The sequence below is a fragment of the Acidovorax sp. GW460-11-11-14-LB4 genome, assembly GCF_059423685.1.
The window spans coordinates 26,493-44,820 of record NZ_JBWKYJ010000036.1 but is presented as its reverse complement, the minus strand read 5'-3'; the positions used below and the strand labels follow the sequence as shown (position 1 = coordinate 44,820).

Here is an 18,328-nt window from a genome sequence, read left to right as displayed (position 1 = left end):
CCCTACAACCCCAACGCCCAGCACCATGGCCGCACCCCAGCATGTTCCGTTTGTGACGGTGGAAGACGAAGACGACTGGGTTATCTCGTTCGCCCTGGGCCCCCGAGGGGCCGACCGCCTCACCCTGGTGCGCACCCCCCACCTCGAATTCATGCTGCGGCCCGAGCAGCGCGGCGTGTCGGTAGGTGCCGAGGCTGGCCAGCGCCCCGCCCTGCTGGTCGCGGTGCAATGGGGCCACAAATGTGTGGACGTAGTGTCCACCGCCAAGCGCTACAGCCTGGACATCAGCAAGGTGGACAACGCCACCCGCAACGCGGCGCTGCGCGTGCTGGGCAAGATGAACTTTGACCAGCGGTTTCAGCTGGCAGAAGCTTGAGGACCGAGGGTTTAATCGTTCAAAGCGACGACACGCCAAGTACCCCTGCCCCACGCTACCGCCACCGCGCCAAGCGTTCGCGGCTCGCGCACGGAAATCAGCGCATCATCTGAAAAAGCGCCGTGGTGATGGCCACCTGCGATTCATCCAGCGAAGTCACTGTGGTGGACCCAAATGCCATCCGGTCATCAATGGGCCAGGCTTGGCCATTGAGTTCAGCGATGGAGTTGGCGAAGGAGATATCGCGCCAGCGCCCAAAACGCGCGTCACTGCGTCCGTCGATCTGCTGGTCCAACGCAGCCGCCAAGGAAAACGTCACACCACGGACCACCATGATGTTGCGCTTGCGAGATACAAACACGCCCCCTGTGGCGCCAGGCTCAGCCCAGTCACGGCTTTGAAAACACACCCGCACTTCCTGCGGGTTCCCATTGCTGTCCAGATACACATAGCGGTCCTGCTGGCCCTCGGTACGGCCCGTGGGCAGGCGAATACCGGCGGCCAGAAATGCATTGATCATGTCCGCACCACACAGCTCTGTACCAGGCGTGGCAGCGTTTCCATTGACCTGCCCTGTGGGCGCGGTCGGGTTGTCACCGGGTGGGTAACCCACACCGTTGAAGAAACCTTCATAAGCGAGTTGCCAGCCCTGGATGAAGTCGGTGGAAAGCCGCTGATTGGCGGCAGAACGCTGCAAATCACGACCAACAGCAACGGCACCCAGCAACAAGCCGATCACGATCAGAACGACGCTCAGCTCGAGAAGCGAAAAACCACGTTGTCGACGCGAGGCAGCGCCGTGAGGGTGAATGTGAAATGGGGTCATGGTGCGTCACTCAGTAAACGTCGGTCATCAAATTCATCAGTGGCCAATGGCGTCAGCCCTCAACGCGTTGGTATTAATGTCTCGTGACAATTCGGTCATTGCCGTCGTGCGTGTCGCGAAGCCATCAAAAACATCCTCAGCTTCTGCAAGAGAAAGCGCAGCATCCACCACAGCGGCCGCAGCCGCAATATCGCTGGCCACGGCCAATCCGATGCCCACAGCCGCCAGTGCTATCTGAAACGCACGAGCGCCCACAGACATGGTGGTATCTGCCACGGCGGACACCATCTCCTTCGCGGCATCTAACGACCCAGCAGCTGCAGAAAGCGCTCCGGCCGCCGCCGCGGCAACATCAGCACGAGCCAGTACCACAGCGATGTAGAGTTGATCACGGTAGTCGTACATGGCACGCTCCATCACAAAAGCTCCCGTGGCTACGTTGAAATGAGCGTGTGAAATGGCGGACAACGCTGCCCCACATTGCAACTCTGCAAACAGCTCGGTATGACTCGCGGCCAGCACGATGTCATCGTACTGTTCGGTTACAGCCTGACTGGGCGAAGCGAAAGTGGGGTCAGCGTTGGATGCAGTGGCATTGGCGCCATCAAACGCCTGGCCATTGCCTTGGGCGTCCAACAGACCTGGCGCGGCGATCACGAAAGCGGCGGTGCGCCGGGTTGCTCCAACCTGGGTGGCCAACCGGCCAGAAGGAGCCACCAAAGCATCGCTGGCGGTGTTCAGCGCCAGGCAAATGTCAATGAGATTGACCGCATTGACTACACCCAATGGACAGGCCGGGTCACCGGCAGCATCGCAGGCTGGGTTCAGTGGTGCCGCATCGTTGCCAGACTGGGTAACTCCCAACACGCTGTTCAAGCTGGACAGCACTTCCGGAATGGGAGGCGCGTTTGGGTTGGGGGCCGCTGTGTGGTTCTGGGGTTTGGGAGATGGGGTGCGTACACGCAGCGGGTTCATCCGGTCGCGAGCCACCGCAAGGTCCCGGTCCGAAGGAGCTGCAGCCATCGTAGCGCCTGAAGGCTCGCGGTATACGCCGTACCGCAAACGTCCCGCCTCAGGGCGCGGAAGGTTCAACGTACGCCAAGGGAGATAGCCCACCTGGCGAATCGCTGCCCCATCCGTGCAGGACTCCACGCCATTAGCATCCGCAGCCGGGCATGGCAACCTGTAATGAGAATGCAGATAACCCAGCAGTGCCTGGCGCGACTGCTGTTGCGCGTCCATTTGCACAGCCGCCACGCGATGCCGCTCAGACAACTGCCAGAAGATGACTGCACCAGGCAATATCAGACCCAGAGCCAACAACACCAGCGACAGCTCGACCAGTGTGAAACCCAGCATGCGGTGTCTCATGGGTTAAGCCCTTTCTCATCCAGCCGGTTCGCCGCCGTCAGCGCTTGGGTAAAAGTTTCAAACACCTCGATCACATAAGCCCGCGACGCGAGTTCCTTGTCTTTGGAGTCTTGCAGCGCCTTCTCGGCCTCACGGAGATCGTCCGCCGCAAAACCCAACTCAACAGCTGCAGCTGCTACATTGGCCACGGACAAAACCAGCCCGAAAATCGTGATCCCTTCGGTGTTGGCAGCGGAAGCGATGGCCAGTGCCGCGCTGCCAGCAGCGAGAGCAGCGTTCATGGTCGCCATGATGACGCCCGTTTGTGCGGCCTCCAGGGCTGACTGTGCCTGCTCAATATCGAACACTCGCAAAGACCAGTATTCCTGCACCACTCGCACGTTGTCATAAGCGGTGTAGGCCCCCTGCGCGGCAGCCTGCATAGCCCCCAGACGCGACACGCACCCAATGCGGGACGCAAGGTCGCCCGCGCCAACAGCCACGGACAGATCATCGAAATTGCTGTCCTGCGCGCGTCCGGGCATGTCGAATCTGAACCCCGCTGCACCTCCCGGCACATTGCTGCCCTCAAACACGCCATTCACCCCCGGGTGCGCGATCACAAACGCGACCGGAATACTTGCGGTGAGATTGCCCGCAGTGAGGACACCCGCCGCCGTGGGATTGGCCGCAAGACGGCGCACCACACGGCACCAGTCAAGGCCATTGATAACGGCGCGCCTGCCATTTGCTGCCGTGATGGTGCCCGTCAACGCGGCTGCAGCAGCGTTGACGCCCGCATCGGTTGACAAAGCCAGCACCGGAATAGCGGGGGTGTAATTGATGTTGAGATCAGGGGAAGCGGAGGCCGTCGGCGCACTGGCGAGATCCAGCGAAGCACCGCGATTGACGCCATAGTGCAACTGACCCAAGCGACTGGGTAACCCCAGAGTGCGCCACGGCAGCAGGACCGCAGCAGCGCTGGTGTTGCCACAGTCTTCTGTGCCATTGGTGCCGGATGCGGCGCAGGGCAGCCGATGATTGGCGAGCACAAAGCCTTCCACCGCTGCTTGGGCTTCAGTCAGCTGCCCCATGATGGCAGTGCGATCCATAGGAGCACGCGTGTCGGCCACCCATCGCCACGTGATGATGCCAATCACCCCGACGATTGCCATGGCAACGCCCAGCTCCACCAGTGACAACCCTGTCTGGCGCAGGCGCGAAGGTAATTGCGCGTCCGCTCTCATGAACATCATCGCGTCCCTCCCTTGCGATCTACATCCGCCAAGATGGACTCGGCTTGCTCGGGTGTCATGGGCACTACGGCCGAGCCCGTGGCGTTGCAGGGCGGCGGGTTATTGACACGGTTTTGCGCCTCCAGCAACCGGGCATCGGCCGTGGCCTTGCGATCTTGCGCTGCCGCCAGACGTTGATTCAAAGCATCCAGCTCTTTTTGCAGCTTGACGGGTTTAAGGTACTTGGCGTCGGTGCTCGGGCTGGTCATCGCGCCCAGTCCAAAAAGGTCGACCAGCGCGGAGCCCAGTTGGCCCACGCTGTTGATATTGACGTCGCCAGCCTGACAGGCGGTCGTGCATCCATAGGCAACCACGGCCCCGCTGCTGTTGTAGATGTTGTAGCGGGCCGTGCCGTTGACAAAGTTTGAAATGGCACTTTGGTAGCTCGTCTGCGCCGTGGAATAGGCAGCGCTGGCAGCCGTTTGCGCAGCAACGGCGTTGTCCAGTGCCGTCTGTGCGCTGGCCAGTTCAGCCACAGCTTTGTCTCGCACGGCCGTCAGGCCGGCTACATCACCAGCCAATTTGCGCTCCGCATCCTTGCCGTCACGCTCATTCTGAAGGTCTGTCTTGTTGGGCGGATTGGTGGCAATGAGCAAGTCCAGTGCAGCAATCTCGCTATTCAATCGGGCGAGAGTGCCCGGTATGTCTGCCAGCATTGCGTTGTACTTGGCGACCTCGGCCGCCCAGCGATCACGCAGCTGCGTAGCCTGCGTGACCTTGGAATCGGCGGCAGCGCTGGCGTACGATGTACTGCCCCAGGTACCGGCAGCAGCCAGCAAGGTGTTGAGCAATCCGTCGATCTGCGAACTGGCTTGGCCATTTCGAATCAGGCTGGTCAGACTGGTGACGGCGGCAGTTCGCTGCGCGATGGCGGTATTGAGTTCTGCCGTCTTGTTGTTGACAGCCGTAGTCGCGGCGGCCAGTTCGGCATTGGCATCCGTCACCTCCTGCTGCGCGATGGACAGCATGAGGTTGTTCACCGCCGGATCCATGGGAGGGCATATATCGTTAGCCGTGGCACTACTATCGGCCAGCGTCAAAGCTGTACCGGCAATGCCAGCCGCCACTGCATTGGCAACCACGGCAAGACCGTTGGCGATGATGACGCCCCCCGCCAGCCCAATCGCTACCGTGTGCTGGGGTGCGGCCGCACAGGCATTGACCGCCAACCCCAGCGACGCCGCACAGATGGCCCACTCTGCGGCGGCGTTGCCAGCATCAGAAGCCCCCTCTGCCACGGCCAGGGCAATCTCCAGAGACGTCATGATGGCCGCCAAAGTGCTGAAGGCAACCGAACGACGGGCAGACGAGATGTTGTCGGCACGCATCTCAGCTACGTCTCCGGCCACATCGTGGGCCAGAGCTACTGTGTTGATGGAATCGATCAAAGGGCGGCAATGAAAAGCCGACAGCAGGCTGTCGTAAGACCGCTCCAGCACGATGTCGTTGTACCCCGCCAGGAGCGAACGCCGGTTCGGGTCTTCCATGCGGTTGACATTGGCTGCGGCATTGGAATTGGCGCCGTCAAATAGATCACCGTCACCATCCGCATCGTTGTTTCCCGGATGGGCCAGCGCATAGGCGATGGCGCGCGGGGTCGGTGCATTGACTTGAGCCATGGTGGGTAACATCGTCGCCCTGCGGCCGGTGTCAAGCCTTTGGCACAGGTCGGTCAACGTGAGGATGTCCGCTGGGTAAGGAGCTCCGCGCATGGCGAAAAAGCCGTCGGCTCCGTCGCTGTACTCGAGAGGAGTCCACGTGTCCGTCAGCATCGTGAGGTCGTTGGCACCACCTTGGCGCTGAACGAGGTAGCGCAACTGCCCCACGTCCACTCCGGGGTCAACGCCTGCCATGCGAAGGGTCGCCGTTGGCAGCCATCCCTTTTGGGTAGCCGGTGCACCGCAATCCTGCAAACCGTCTCGATCAACGTCTGGACACGGCAAGCTGCGGGCTACAGTGGCATAGGCAATCAACGCCTGATCAGCCTGTGCCAGGGCCTGACGTTCCTGGCGGGACGAATCCAACGCGGAACGTTCGCGCCATTGAAGGTAGCCCATCGTAGCAAGTCCGGACATTACTGCGATGAGCAGCATCACTTGCAGCAGGCCAAATCCGCCTGCGCGGCGTGCAGCGCTTCGGAGCGGCAAGGAGAGACAGGTCGTAGACATCGGCAGCATGAAAGTGAAGGAGGGGATTGCCGTCAAGGCAGGCTCTTGCGCAACCACCCTGCCAACTGCGCAGGTGACTCCGCGATCACCACGTCATCCGACGCAAACCGCAGCGGCGCTGAAGGGCTCGCTGCGCACAAACTGGTGAGAGTGTGAGGGGCATCCAGGCGGTTCCCGTCGCCATCTTTGTCCTGAAGTGGCACCACCACCCAGTACGCTACAACCATTACACGATTGGCAGCGCAATCAATGGCTCCCGCCGCACCGCCGTCACCTGTGAGATACGTGCGCGCTGACGACACTGGCTTAGTAGACGCATTGTTCAAAGCAACGATCAAGTCGGTGATGTCCCGATGCGTGGGCGCACCCAGCGAATCACCCGTTCGCTCCAACTCCACAGCCAGATCTGCGTCTTGCGCAGGCACGGCGAGGTTCGCTTCTCGGAAAATCGAATAGCGGGCACGCAGTCGATCCGTGGGCAATTCGAGACCGACGCTCACATAAGGAAACCAACCCAGCTGGACCCCTGATGCACACACTCCACTGCTCAGCGCCTCATATCCGTCAGGCGTGCTCGCAGGACATGGAAGCCGCCCATTGCGCAGCGCAAATGCCCGCAGAATCGACTGCAATTGCTCTGCCTCGGCTCGGCCACGTTCGATTTCCTGTTGTTCGGATACCGTCACGTACCCACTGAAAGCCGCCCAAGTCATTAGCCCCGCTACCACGAGCGCGATCGCCCCTTCGACCAGGGAAAACCCCCTCTGCGTGGCACGCTTGTGCAATGCGCCAGAGTAAGAACCACTGGAACTCATGGAGCTTTTACCTCAGGCGTGGGCTTGGGCATGAAGGCCTGCATGGCCTTTGCTTCCGCAGCCACGCGCTCGCCTATTGCACGCATTTCGGCGAGGATGGCTTCCTGTCGCGCTGCATCCTTGGGGGCCTTGCTTTTGGTGAGGACTTGCAGTTCTGCGTTGAGTTGCTGCAGTTTTGCGTTCTGGTCCAGCATCGTCCGCAGCGACTGGAAATAACGCGGATCGAAGCTGGGGCCGGACAAGGCCTCCAATTCATCCACCAACGCCCGCATTTTCTGCGGCGATGCCTGCGCCCCTTGAGCACTCAGCGCCCTGAATTCCGCGCGCACTTCCGCCAGGCGGCGGCGGCGGTCCTGCCTTGCCAGGTCTGCCTGTGGAATGCTCTGTGCTGTGTCCGGAGCCATGGAAGCCGCTGGGGCTGACGGCACGATCCGGGGGCTCGTCGTGCGAGGTGGTATTCCACCGACAACTGGCTCGGGATGCTTATCAGTTATCCATACACCGACGGCGATCGCGACCAACAGCAGCAGTCCTAGACTCGCACCTACCAAAACGGGCTTACGCATTCAGTCTCCTGCCCAGCAGAACGGGCAGGCCTCACCAGCGTGAAAACTCTCAAACAAACCTATGCCAGAAACAGGGGTTGGAATGTCTGCGCGAAGTGACAACAAAGAACGTGACATCAGCCGCCTCCCATACTTTGAGTGACCGACTGCCGCACCAGGTCGTAAACAGGCAACAACAGCGCAACGATCAGAAAAAGAAACAAGCCCCCTGCAACCAGGATGATCAGAGGCTTGAGGATTTCCGCGAGCGACTTGACCAACACCTCGAGGCGCTTGCGATAGTCCGCTGCAAGGTGAGAGAGCTGCTGATCCAGGCTACCGGACTCTTCCCCCACTGAAATCATGCGCACTGCCATGGCGGGAAAACCGCCTACGCGCCGCATCGATGAGGACACGGACTCCCCGCGCGAAACCGATTCCGCCACATGGATGAGACGGGTGCGGTAGTAGCGGTTCTTGGTGGCCCGCCCCAGAACGCGCAGGCTGGACACCATGTCTACCCCCGCACGTACGAGGATCGAGAGATGCTCGGTGATATGTGCCATGCCGGAAGACACCAGCAACGTACGAGCAATCGGCAAACGGTGCATGAAGGTATAGGTTGCAAGCTGGAATCGCTCGGACCGCCTGAAGGCAATGACGCCGATCGACACCACGATGACCGTGACCAGCAGCACCCAGGGCAGATGGGTGGACAGCAAGTTCGCAAAGGCCACCAGCCCTTCTGTGATGGGTGGCAGTTTCGCCTGCAGCTGCTTGAACAGGCGCGCCATGTTGGGCACAACGTAGTAGATCCAGAAGATGGCGACGCCAATGATGGAGGCGAACACAAACGCCGGATAGATCAGAGCAGTCTTGATATCGCGCCGGATATTGATCATGCGCTCCACGTGCTCCGCGGCTTCGCCCAGCATGCGGTCCAGAGTACCTGTCTGGTCCCCGATGGAGATGAGGTTACGCACCGTCTCAGGGAACACATTGGGGTGCCGGTTGAAAGCTTCGGTCATGCCCACACCCGCGTTCAGGTCGTCCAGCATGTTGCGTGCAACGGACGCCATGGCAGGGTTGCCAACACTATGGCTTTCTTCCACCAGGGTGGTCAGCGCATCGAGGGCGGGAACGCCTGCGCGCATCATGAGGCCCAGGTCGCGAAGGAAGCCCGCAAGGTCTTCGCCACGCACTTGCTTTCGGAACAGATGCAACAGCGCATCGGCCACCACTGCAAGCCAGGCAGGAAAACGCCAGAGGCTGATCACCGTGCCGTCAGTGTCGGCCTCCAGCCGCATGCGAGCCGATAAGTCGCGCTTGACTGCCAGGCGCAACAGACCCGAGCGCACCCCGCCATGGGGCAGCAGTACGCGGTAGTAATAAGTGTTGAGATTGGCCATGCAATGCTTCCGCCAAAGCGGCTCAGTCCTCGCCCACGGTGCGGAGGATTTCCTCCATCGTGGTCTCACCTGCCAACACGCGGTGTCGCGCCAACGTCAAGATGGGGCGCATGCCCGCTGCCAGTGCGCGTTGCCGCATTTCGGCCCGCGTGGCATCAGAGGCGATGGCGTCCGCCAGATCACGGTTGACCACCAGCATTTCGTACACCGGCAGGCGGCCCAGATACCCCGTGTCGCGGCAGTGATGGCAGCCGGCACCATGGAACACCTGCAGCATTTCGCCCGCAGCGCCCTGCCCCAGCCAGCGGCGCTCATCGTCAGTCGCAAGACGTGGCTTGGCGCAGTGTGGACAAATGCGGCGCACAAGGCGCTGGTTGATCACTGCCACCAGGTTTTCGGCAATCGTTTCCGTGTCCACGCCCAGCAGCTTGAGGCGAGGCATCACCCCAAAAATGCTGCCCACGTGCAAGGTCGACAACACCAGGTGACCTGTAGAGGAAGCGTCCAACGCAGCACGAGCAGTCTCAGAGTCCCGGATTTCGCCCACCAGGATGATGTCGGGGTCATGCCGAAGAAAGTGCCGCATGGCATTGGCGAACTCATAGCCCGCACGGCGGTTCACTTCGGTCTGGCAGGCGACCGGGACGCGGTACTCCACCGGGTCCTCCACGGTCAGCACATTGCGCTCAATCAAGGGCTGCATGCGCAGCGCGGCATGCAGCGTCGTGCTCTTGCCTGAGCCGGTAGGGCCCGTGATCAGGATGAGGCCGTGCGGACGCGAGAACGCCTTGGCCATGACAGCAACATCCTCCTCCAGAAAACCGAGGTCTGCCAGCTTGTCCAGGTTGCTGCGTTCGGGCAAAAGGCGCAGCACCATGCGCTCGCCAAATTCAGAGATCAAGGTGGAGACACGGATGGTGAAGTTGTGCTCCATCACCTGTGCCGTAAAGCTACCGTCCTGGGGCAGGCGCTGTTCGCTGGCATCCATGTCGGCCTGCAGCTTGACGTAGACCACCAGGCGGTCCAGGGCCGGCGAGAGCGCGAACACCGGACGCAAAACACCGTCTACGCGCAGCAGCACCGAACGGCTACGCGCCGTGGGCGCCAGATGGATATCCGTCGCCCGTTCGCGCACCGCCAGGTGGAGCATGTGTTCCAGCAAACGGGCGGGGCTGTAAGCACGATCTACGTCGGCTTCAAGCTTGCGGACCTCGCTCTCTATCAGGCGTGCCGGCGGGTGCTCTGCGAAGTAATAGTGCTGCTGGATGGCCTGGGCAACACTATCGAATTCACCTTGGAAAAAATGGCATCCCTTGCCCAGCTTGCGCTGCACAAGTTCGGTCACCGTATCAGGCTGTGCGTCGCCAAGCACTACCTCGATCAGGCCCTCGTCGTTTTCCCGCACAGGCAGGAAGCCATAAGTCAGGCACAACGATCGGTTAAAGATGCCGGCTACGGCCGTATCGGGCTCCGGCATTTCATCGGCGTTGACAAAGCGCAGTCCGCGCTGGCCAGCAAGCTGGCGTGCGACCTCGTTGGCACTTGCGAAACCCAGCTCCACCAGAAGGTTGCCCATAGGCACCTTCTCGATCTTCTGTTTTTGCAACACATAGTCGATGGCGACTGCAGACACAAGGCCGGCATTGACCAATGCAGCGCCCAGGGAAGGACTCTTGTCACGCAGCACCGCCAGGCGATCCTCGGCCGTAGGGCCTGCGGGCTGCAACTGGCCCGAGGCCTCTAGCAATGATTCAGCGGGGGGATGCATCCTGATGCTCCAGAAGTAAGAAGGTCAGTTCGTCGGGCTTGCCAGTCGGCGGCAGACCCTGCTGCAGTTGAAAGCGGGCGAACGCCTCTCCAGTCTTCGAACCAAAAAAACCGTCGTCAGGCTCACGCTTGTCCAGAAGGCCCATGCCCTTGAGCTTGCCCTGCACCTTGCGCGTGACCTGCTCGGCGGCCTCGATATTGCGCGTGTTGTTGCGACTCAGCCATGCGACCCAGGACTCCTTGTCCACATTGAAGCGGCACAGGCGAGTCGACGGTTTCAGGCTGTCGGCCATGCCATCGGGCAGGCGGTAAACATGCACCACCTCGTCAGCAGCAGCTGCCGCCTTGAGCTGGTTTTCACAGGCTTGGCGAGCAGGTACCGCAGCCGCAGGCTGCGCCTTGGGTGTCGGTGCAGTCGCCACGAAGGCGGTCGCAGAGCTGCCATTGGGCGGTAATGCTGAGGCCTCGCCCGACACCGTTGGCCGAACTACCTCGGGGGCGGGAGCTGCCACCACGGGGGCTGCTGGCGATACATGCTCGCTGGGTTGGGTAGCCAACCCCCAGCTGGCCAACGCGACTGTTGCTGTCGTGCCCGCCAGCAGGCCAGCGAGCACCCAGGCCTTGCGACCGCGATGGCCACCAGTCACCTTGGCCATCGCTGCGGCTTCATCCCCCAATGCAGGCAGATCGGCCACCGCACGCTGAACCAGGGGCTCGGTCACCACAGATGCCCTGGTACTCGCCAAACCGTACAGACAACGGTCCAGCACCAAGTGAATGCGTCGCAGGTTTCCCTGCGTGGCGCGGTGCAAAACGTCCGCTGCGGCAGGTTCGATGGAGAGACGCCCCTCTGCGCCCGCAGCGTTCACACGAAAATCGAAGTAACGGGTGACTTCATCCTTTTGCAGACCCGACAGCCGAGCGTGTTTGATGATGCGACTCTTGAGCTGACGCAACTCCGGCGTCGCCAGGGTTTCCTCCAGCTCGGGCTGTCCGACCAGCAGGATCTGCAACAGCTTTTCCTGGCCGGTTTCCAGATTGCACAACAAGCGCACCAGCTCGAGCGATTCCACACTGAGGTTCTGCGCATCATCGATCACCAGCAAGCTGATCTCGCCTGCCTGGTGCCCCGCGATCAGGAACTCGGTCAGTCGCGCCAGCCCCTGCTCTACGGAGTCCGAAGGCGGCAAACCGAAGTCAGACTGTATGGCAGACAACAGAGCACTGTCTTGCAAAAAGGTGTTCAGGATCAGCGCGGAGTGGCAGTTCTTGCCACTGAGGGTGTCCAGCAGGCGCCGCACCAGAGTGCTCTTGCCCAGCCCCACTTCTCCTGTCAGAAGAACAAAGCCCTTGCGCGCCTCGATGCAGTGCACGATCTCCGCGAAATCCTCCTCCAGCCGAGGCGTGAAGAAGTACGAACCCGCATCCGGCGTCGGCGGAAACGGGTTGCGTGACAACCCCAGCGTGGCATAGATGGAATTGGCCGTCATTGGCGTGCAGCAGGGGTGAACTGGGCCAATGCGGCCCGCAACGCAGCCGAATCTGGTTGCAGTCGCGATGCGGCATCAAGGGTTGCGCGGGCTTCTTCAGTCTTTTGCTGGCGCGACTGAATGCTGGCCAGGTTGATGGCAGCTTCTTCATCGCCAGGCAGCCGCTCAAGGATGGCGCGATAACCGTCTGCAGCAGCAGCATCGCGGCCGGCGCGCAGGTCAAACCAGGCTTGCGCGCGCAACAGTCCCAAAGACCCTGCCGGCAGACGCTCCTTCAGCGCAGCCAATTCACGTTCAGCATCGGCCGTACGCGACTCTTTCATGGCGGCGACGAAACGGGCAAAGCGCAGCTCCACCGGAGTGTCATCCACGGCCGGGGTCGTCGCCACTGCGGGCGCAGCCGCCGTATTGGAGCGGTTGGCACCATGCGCCTGTCGCATCGCACTGCTGCGGGTCACCGCGGCGGGTGCGGGCGTAGCGACATCACTGCGTGGGCTGGTTGCCACGACCACCTTGGGCGCAGCAACCTCCATGGCAACAGCCGGAGCGGGAGTCGCTGACTGCACGGGCGCAGCTGCGGGAGCAGCCACAGCGACTGCGGGAGCTGGCACGGCAACAGGCGCAGGAACTACCGGTGCAGGAGCAGCAGCCATGGCAGAGTTGGCGGCCGCAGCAGGGTCAGCAGCGGATACCGTCACTGGCGTTGGCGATGCCGCAGCAGGCGCAGCCGTTTCAGCGACGGGCGAAGCGACCGCCACCGGGGCTGGCGTTGCAGCGGGGGCCGGACTTGGCGCAGCAGCCATCGGCGGCGGCAGTGCCTTGGGCTTCATCTGGGTCTGCCAGACAAACCACCCCAGAATCCCCGCCCCCAATACGACGGCGAAAGCCAGCATGGCATCCAGCCATGCAGGACGGCCACGCACCGCCGCCTTGGAAGCCCTTGCCATGGCAGGCTTGGAATCTTGAGGCGCATCCATGGATTTCAGCGCGTCGTGGATGAGGCTCATAGCACACGCACCCGCAAGACGATCACCAGCTCACGGCTTCCGTGCACTTTGTTCTCATTGCCGAACAGCTTACCCAGCAAAGGCACGTCAGACACCCCAGGTGCTCCACGGTCGTTATTGGAGCTGCGCTGGTCGATCAACCCCCCGACCACCACCACGTCGCCATCGCCCACGTTCAAGGTCGTGGTCAGCCCCTTGTAGCTCACCTTGGGAAGGGAGACGAGGTTGTCTCCCCCCACAGCCACCAGTTGCAGGCTGGCAGGGTCGACATCGCTCTGCATGGGATTCAGCAACAGCTCGATGCGGCCATCGTCACGGACCATGGGCAGCACCCCCACCATGACACCGGAGAACACGGTGTCAGTCTGTACGCTGGAAGATGTAGTGGACGCACCGCCACCAGGAACGGTTTGCGTGGATGCGGACTGCGACACGTAGCGCGAGCTAGTGCCCACGGACAGCAATGCAGGCGTGCCGTTGCGCACTTGCACGTTGGGATTGGACAGTACCTTCAGATTTCCGTAGGAGCGCAGTGCGTTGATCACAATGCCATAGTTGCTGCCTTGGTAAGACATGCCCAGTGCAGGCCCAGCCACGCTACCGATCAGCGCTGCGGGGATGGAAATGGCCCGCGAAGGGTAGCCCGTGCCGGCATTCGGCAACGTACCCGAGCTGCCACCCAGCTGCATGGGCGACGAACCAAAGCCTGCCGCCAGACGGCTGCGCAAGGACGTCCAGTCCACACCGAACTCGAAGTTGTCAGACAGCTGTACATCGATCAGCTGCGCCTCGACATACACCTGCTTGCCCAGCACCTTGTGCACCTGGGCCAACATCTTCTCGACGGCGCGCATCTTGGAGGGACGGGCTTTTACGTACAGCGTGCCAGTCATCTTGTTCAATGTGAAGCCGCTGTCTTCATTCATCGTGGCCAAGGGCGCTTGCGGCAACTGGGCGGGACGTGTTGGGTTGGCCCCACTCCCAATCCAAGGCGACGAGGACGAGCCCGGGGTCGTCATGGTCAGGTTCTGCTGCTGCATTTGCTGCTGCTGGGCCAGGCGGTCTTGGTGCGAGTCACCCAATACCGACTTGAGGGCGGTTTCGATTTCCAGGTACGGATCCGTACTTCCGCCGCCAGAGCCCGACATGGTCAGGCTGCCCTGTTGGGCACCCGATCCGCCGCCCCCGCTGCTTCCACTCCCGCTTCCGCCCCCGCCGCCCGAATTGGAGCTGCCGAAAACGTTACCGCCAGAGCCCATCTGGATGCTGGTCTTGGTGTTGAGAAAGTTCAATGAAAAGAACTTCTCCTCGGTAAGGTTCACGCGCAGCGTATTGCCACGGAATTCGCCAGCCACGTCATAGGTGCGCAGCACTTCGTTGAAGCCTTCACGCAGTGTCACCTGGCGCAAGTGCATGTCGGCAAGCTGCCCGCCCTTCAGCACATTGGGATCAACGATCAAGTTCAGGTTTCCTGCGTCGGCAAACGCACTCAAGATCTGGCTGATGCTGGCTCGGGACATGGCCACATTGATCAGCTTGCCTTCCAGCGGATCAAACACCGGGGCCACCGGAGCGATGACCGGTGCCGCTGCCGTCTTGTTGATTTCGGCCAGCAACATCTGCTGATGTACCAGCAAACGCTGGGCCTCTTGCGCAGCGTGCTCGCGCATCTGGTCTGCTGCAGTGGTATCTGGCGGCGGGAGGCTGGAAGCGCTGCGGGGCGAAGGGCTGGCGCAACCAGCCAGCACCAGGGCGGCACATACCAGCGCCAATGGCTTGAAAAATGGAGGATTGTTCATGTCGCTGTCCTTGGCGCTACTAGCGTGATTTCTTGAAATGGTCATGAGGAGAAGCCAACGGGAGCCCACAACGCGATGCACACGTCGAACCGCGAGTCACGTTGTCTGTCTGCTGCCGGCGGGCCTTCGTGGTCATGGCAAGCTCTTGATAGGGCCAGGTTGTCCGCCCGGCAGACCCGAGCGGAACTCCTGGGTATTAATGCTTGCCAGCGATCCGTCGGGCCAGCGCAGTGTTCCCACCCGCAGTTCCCCCTGAGGCAGCGTCAAAGTCTGACGACCCAGCCGCTCGGTAACCACCGCCTCGCTGGGGCGCACCTGCACAACACGCCCACCGCCCTCCAGCCGTGCACCCTGGCGTGCCAGTTGGCCGTCAATCACCACAGACTGCCGCTCAGAGGCCAGATCGTCCAAATGCAATGACAGGGAGCGGCGCGGCATTTGCACACTGCCCACCACATCACTGCCAGGCACTGGCAGCGCGATCAGACGCTGCGGATCGGTGCCTGCCGCCATCGTCTGCGCCTGGATGCGAGACATGGCGCCAAAGGCCTCGGTCACGCGCTCCTGATCCGTGCGCAAAGCGGCTGGCAAGGGCGCCAGCTCCACGGTCATGGGACGCATCGACGGAGTGCGCGCTTGAGTGAGCTGAAACACGCCATAGAGCCCCCAGCCGAGCAAAAGAATGGCAAGCCCATTGAGAAGTAAAGCCGCGTATTTCATGGTTTCACATTTCCTGGAGCAGCTGCATTGGCCACCAGCTCATACGAGAAAGAACCTGGCAGCGTGAAGGTGGGATCCACTGCCCGGAGCGTCCAGCCAGCCGCTGCCATCTGGGAGACCCAGCGTGTCACAGAAGCCGAGGCACCGGGTGCGACCACGCCGTCTACACGGAAGGCTTTTTTACCGGGTTGTGCACTCCCTAAAGAGCTCGTCGTTTCCAGACGTACTCGCTGAATCCGAATGTCCTTGTTGGAGGCAGCTTTCAACACTGCCATGAACGCCACTGGGTCATGGCGCGCGCCCTCATCCAGCGTGCGCGAGAACTCGGCCACCGGCAGCAGCTTCCCCGGAGCTTCCACCAACGACACCGTCTGGATTCGGCTTTGCAGCGCCTCCAGCTCAGCGCGCTGGTTCATTCCCGCATTGCGCTGCTGATCCGCCAGTTGCCCGACCAGCGCGCCCACGATGGCCAGAACGATGCCGACGAGCGCCGTTACCACGGTGATAGGAGCCACCCAGCGCTCGGCACGCCACGCCACCCGCTCCAGACTAGGATTCAGTGCATGGCGGCCTGCAGCCTTGCGCGCCAATGTCGGCATCACGGTATGTACCCGCTCAGCAGCCAGCGTCATCTCTTGCGCATGCATGATCACTGGCGCCCCGCCCACTACGCTGCGTACAGCTGCGAGGCAGGTGTCTACATCCGCAGGCTGCGTAGACCACAGCGTGCACCACTCCACAGCCTCCGCACCCAGCCGCATCAACAAGGTACTGTGGTTGCTGGTCAGCACCTGGGCCGCACTGGCCATGGCAGATGGCCCAGAACCCAGCGCCTGGGTAGAGCCAAAAACCATGCCTTCTTCGGATTGCACAAAACACATCAGCCGCCGCTGGGACAGCACGACGCGCGCACTGCCAGACGCCACGCCGTCACACAGGAGCCCGCCAGCCATCATCACCAGGCAATGGTCGTCCTGCTCCTTGGCCCATTGCGTGCAACGCTGCCACAGATCCAGCGAAATCGCCGAGAAGAACACCTGAAAGCCGCCCGGCAATTTGACCAGCCGGTGCACCACGACATGGGCCGCGCCTTCGACGAGGCCTTGCGTGCGCACACGCTTTTCAACCAAAGCGGCTGCGTATTCGGTCTTGCCCTCGAAACGCCAGACGTCGGTATAGACGTCGTCCATGTCCAACACCACCAGCGCGCTGTGGGTCAGACGCGGCCATGCAGGAACTTCTTCTACCTGATGCCCGTGGCAGTGCAGCCAGCCGGAACTGGCGACGCGATACACATGTTCAGCACTCATGGAGTCACCTTCGGCGATGGAGAGACAGACGCCGTCTGAAAGTGCAGCGTGCCCGTGACACCCAGCAAAAGCCCTTGGTCGCCGGGCGTCGGGGGTTGGAACAGGCTGGCTTCAGGCGACACAGTAGCGATCTCGAAAACATCAGCCACGAAGATCTGCCCTGCTCCGCCACGGCCCAGTTCACCCAGGAACTGAGCAGCCTCGACCCGCGTCGCGGGGGCTACGGCCCGGCGTAAGCGACGTTCACCCCATTGGGACGGGTCAAAGCCCATGCGTTCCACCTGTTGGGAAACGTCTTTGATAGAACGCACCAGTTGCTCGCGCCGCTGCACTTCAGGCACAAGACTGCGGGCGCTTTCGAGCCCCTGTTGCAACTGAGCGAATTGCTGGCGCTCCCAAGCCAGTTGCTTGAGACCGCGCTGCGCCAACCAGGCTCCACCGCCGAGCAGGGCAGTGGCCAGTGCCAGACAGGCCAGCTTGAGCGTACGGGTGCCGTTCAATTACTGCTCCATGATCCAGTGGGCGGTCAGCAAGATGACCTGGTCTTCGTCGAAGGTGCGGCCCCCGGCCGTGCCTCCCGCGTTACCAGCGGCATTGACTACGGGCGAGCGCGCATCACTGGTGTTCATCTGGGTGCTGTTGCCGCCCACATTGATGGCAACGCCCTGCGTGTTGTTGGCCTCCCACTGGGTGCCGGGTGCATTGGCTTCGGTGGATGCCGTCTGCTGTGGGCGGCCCTGGATGCGGAAGCGGCCTTCGCGGGAATCCGGCTTGCCATCGATCACCTGGTCCATGAAACGCGCAAGATCGGGCGTCAGTCCACGAATCACCATGACGTTCCCCGCCCCGCTTGCGACGCCCGCGTTGTTGAACTGGAAGCAAACTTGCAGCTCAGCCGGGTTGCCATTGGAGTCGATGTAGAGGAAGCGGTCTTCGTGTCCTTCACCACGGCCAGGGGGCATACGCACACCAGCACGGGTCATCAGTTCGCGCAGGTTCAGTGTTGCCAGCGTAGTGTCGCCAGCACCGACCGTGTCTGCAGCGTAGCCCTGGCCAGAGCAGATTTTGCGACCACGGTCTGTGAAGCTGGCTGGAATGCCGGGAACAGCCATGGAACCCGCACGCGTACAAGCGTTGCCGCCGTTGATAGAGGTTTCAGAGCCATCCACCATGTAGGTTGGCGCCTGCTGGCAATCACCCACCACCACGCCGGTTCGCTGGTAGTACTGGTCGTAGGCCATCTTCCACTGATAGGCAAACTTGTTGACGGCCTTCTGGTATTCAGCATTGCGCTGGACGTCCTTGGCGATGGCCACGGCACCGATGATCAGGCCGATGACGGCCAGCACGATAGCCAGCTCAACCAGAGTAAAACCTTGCTGGACCTTGCGGCCCAGCCCACGAAACGAATGCATCTTTTTCATTGAAACCTCCGACGAGGGGAATAAGTT

At 61.7% G+C, this 18,328-nt stretch carries 16 protein-coding genes; 1 reads left to right on the top strand and 15 read right to left on the bottom strand.

Going from position 1 to position 18,328, the window contains the following annotated elements:
- A partial coding sequence (locus tag AC07X4_RS14220; RefSeq protein WP_494740430.1) for a hypothetical protein occupies positions 1-376 on the top strand: 376 nt, incomplete at its 5' end.
- A 97-nt stretch (positions 377-473) separates the two neighbouring features.
- Here the strand turns inward: AC07X4_RS14220 and AC07X4_RS14215 are convergent.
- The 15 genes from AC07X4_RS14215 to AC07X4_RS14145 form a co-directional block, all read right to left on the bottom strand.
- Complete coding sequence (locus AC07X4_RS14215) at positions 474-1,202, bottom strand: prepilin-type N-terminal cleavage/methylation domain-containing protein (protein ID WP_099730532.1); 729 nt, start codon at positions 1,200-1,202, stop codon at positions 474-476.
- A gap of 36 nt (positions 1,203-1,238) precedes the next feature.
- A complete protein-coding gene (locus AC07X4_RS14210; RefSeq protein WP_494740429.1) occupies positions 1,239-2,561 on the bottom strand; it encodes a prepilin-type cleavage/methylation domain-containing protein in 1,323 nt (440 codons plus the stop codon).
- An 8-nt stretch (positions 2,562-2,569) separates the two neighbouring features.
- Positions 2,570-3,808 carry a type II secretion system protein gene (locus tag AC07X4_RS14205; RefSeq protein WP_494740428.1) on the bottom strand — a complete coding sequence of 413 codons (1,239 nt, stop codon included), beginning with the start codon at positions 3,806-3,808 and terminating at the stop codon, positions 2,570-2,572.
- A complete protein-coding gene (locus AC07X4_RS14200) occupies positions 3,805-6,051 on the bottom strand; it encodes a coiled-coil domain-containing protein (protein WP_260667432.1) in 2,247 nt (748 codons plus the stop codon). The genes AC07X4_RS14205 and AC07X4_RS14200 overlap by 4 nt, the downstream gene beginning before the upstream one ends.
- A complete protein-coding gene (locus tag AC07X4_RS14195) occupies positions 6,048-6,830 on the bottom strand; it encodes a type II secretion system protein (protein WP_494740427.1) in 783 nt (260 codons plus the stop codon). Before AC07X4_RS14195 ends, AC07X4_RS14200 begins: the two co-directional genes overlap by 4 nt.
- Positions 6,827-7,396 carry a hypothetical protein gene (locus AC07X4_RS14190; RefSeq protein WP_494740426.1) on the bottom strand — a complete coding sequence of 190 codons (570 nt, stop codon included), beginning with the start codon at positions 7,394-7,396 and terminating at the stop codon, positions 6,827-6,829. The genes AC07X4_RS14195 and AC07X4_RS14190 overlap by 4 nt, the downstream gene beginning before the upstream one ends.
- A 116-nt stretch (positions 7,397-7,512) precedes the next feature.
- Positions 7,513-8,784, bottom strand: coding sequence for a type II secretion system F family protein (locus tag AC07X4_RS14185; RefSeq protein ID WP_056063918.1), 1,272 nt, complete (start codon positions 8,782-8,784; stop codon positions 7,513-7,515).
- A gap of 22 nt (positions 8,785-8,806) precedes the next feature.
- Positions 8,807-10,552 carry a GspE/PulE family protein gene (locus AC07X4_RS14180; protein ID WP_099730536.1) on the bottom strand — a complete coding sequence of 582 codons (1,746 nt, stop codon included), beginning with the start codon at positions 10,550-10,552 and terminating at the stop codon, positions 8,807-8,809.
- Positions 10,536-12,041 (bottom strand): ExeA family protein, encoded by a 1,506-nt coding sequence (locus AC07X4_RS14175; RefSeq protein WP_494740425.1) that lies wholly within the window; start codon positions 12,039-12,041, stop codon positions 10,536-10,538. Before AC07X4_RS14175 ends, AC07X4_RS14180 begins: the two co-directional genes overlap by 17 nt.
- Positions 12,038-13,048: a tetratricopeptide repeat protein gene (locus AC07X4_RS14170; protein WP_494740424.1), complete on the bottom strand. Its 1,011-nt coding sequence runs from the start codon at positions 13,046-13,048 to the stop codon at positions 12,038-12,040. The genes AC07X4_RS14175 and AC07X4_RS14170 overlap by 4 nt, the downstream gene beginning before the upstream one ends.
- A complete protein-coding gene (gene mshL / locus AC07X4_RS14165; protein WP_099730539.1) occupies positions 13,045-14,847 on the bottom strand; it encodes a pilus (MSHA type) biogenesis protein MshL in 1,803 nt (600 codons plus the stop codon). Before mshL ends, AC07X4_RS14170 begins: the two co-directional genes overlap by 4 nt.
- 132 nt (positions 14,848-14,979) lie before the next feature.
- Positions 14,980-15,567 (bottom strand): hypothetical protein, encoded by a 588-nt coding sequence (locus tag AC07X4_RS14160; RefSeq protein ID WP_099730540.1) that lies wholly within the window; start codon positions 15,565-15,567, stop codon positions 14,980-14,982.
- A complete protein-coding gene (locus AC07X4_RS14155) occupies positions 15,564-16,877 on the bottom strand; it encodes a hypothetical protein (RefSeq protein WP_494740423.1) in 1,314 nt (437 codons plus the stop codon). The genes AC07X4_RS14160 and AC07X4_RS14155 overlap by 4 nt, the downstream gene beginning before the upstream one ends.
- Positions 16,874-17,377: a hypothetical protein gene (locus AC07X4_RS14150; protein ID WP_494740422.1), complete on the bottom strand. Its 504-nt coding sequence runs from the start codon at positions 17,375-17,377 to the stop codon at positions 16,874-16,876. The genes AC07X4_RS14155 and AC07X4_RS14150 overlap by 4 nt, the downstream gene beginning before the upstream one ends.
- Positions 17,378-18,301, bottom strand: coding sequence for a type II secretion system protein (locus AC07X4_RS14145; RefSeq protein ID WP_056063940.1), 924 nt, complete (start codon positions 18,299-18,301; stop codon positions 17,378-17,380).
- Between the last annotated feature and the right edge of the window lie 27 nt (positions 18,302-18,328).

What these genes read in the sequence shown, in the direction of transcription:
- AC07X4_RS14205 (WP_494740428.1), bottom strand. Translation starts at nt 3,808, where the DNA reads ATGATGTTCATGAGAGCGGACGCGCAATTACCTTCGCGCCTGCGCCAG.
- AC07X4_RS14155 (WP_494740423.1), bottom strand. Translation starts at nt 16,877, where the DNA reads ATGAGTGCTGAACATGTGTATCGCGTCGCCAGTTCCGGCTGGCTGCAC.
- AC07X4_RS14210 (WP_494740429.1), bottom strand. Translation starts at nt 2,561, where the DNA reads ATGCTGGGTTTCACACTGGTCGAGCTGTCGCTGGTGTTGTTGGCTCTG.
- AC07X4_RS14185 (WP_056063918.1), bottom strand. Translation starts at nt 8,784, where the DNA reads ATGGCCAATCTCAACACTTATTACTACCGCGTACTGCTGCCCCATGGC.
- AC07X4_RS14175 (WP_494740425.1), bottom strand. Translation starts at nt 12,041, where the DNA reads ATGACGGCCAATTCCATCTATGCCACGCTGGGGTTGTCACGCAACCCG.
- AC07X4_RS14190 (WP_494740426.1), bottom strand. Translation starts at nt 7,396, where the DNA reads ATGCGTAAGCCCGTTTTGGTAGGTGCGAGTCTAGGACTGCTGCTGTTG.
- AC07X4_RS14145 (WP_056063940.1), bottom strand. Translation starts at nt 18,301, where the DNA reads ATGAAAAAGATGCATTCGTTTCGTGGGCTGGGCCGCAAGGTCCAGCAA.
- AC07X4_RS14215 (WP_099730532.1), bottom strand. Translation starts at nt 1,202, where the DNA reads ATGACCCCATTTCACATTCACCCTCACGGCGCTGCCTCGCGTCGACAA.
- AC07X4_RS14195 (WP_494740427.1), bottom strand. Translation starts at nt 6,830, where the DNA reads ATGAGTTCCAGTGGTTCTTACTCTGGCGCATTGCACAAGCGTGCCACG.
- mshL (WP_099730539.1), bottom strand. Translation starts at nt 14,847, where the DNA reads ATGAACAATCCTCCATTTTTCAAGCCATTGGCGCTGGTATGTGCCGCC.
- AC07X4_RS14160 (WP_099730540.1), bottom strand. Translation starts at nt 15,567, where the DNA reads ATGAAATACGCGGCTTTACTTCTCAATGGGCTTGCCATTCTTTTGCTC.
- AC07X4_RS14180 (WP_099730536.1), bottom strand. Translation starts at nt 10,552, where the DNA reads ATGCATCCCCCCGCTGAATCATTGCTAGAGGCCTCGGGCCAGTTGCAG.
- AC07X4_RS14170 (WP_494740424.1), bottom strand. Translation starts at nt 13,048, where the DNA reads ATGAGCCTCATCCACGACGCGCTGAAATCCATGGATGCGCCTCAAGAT.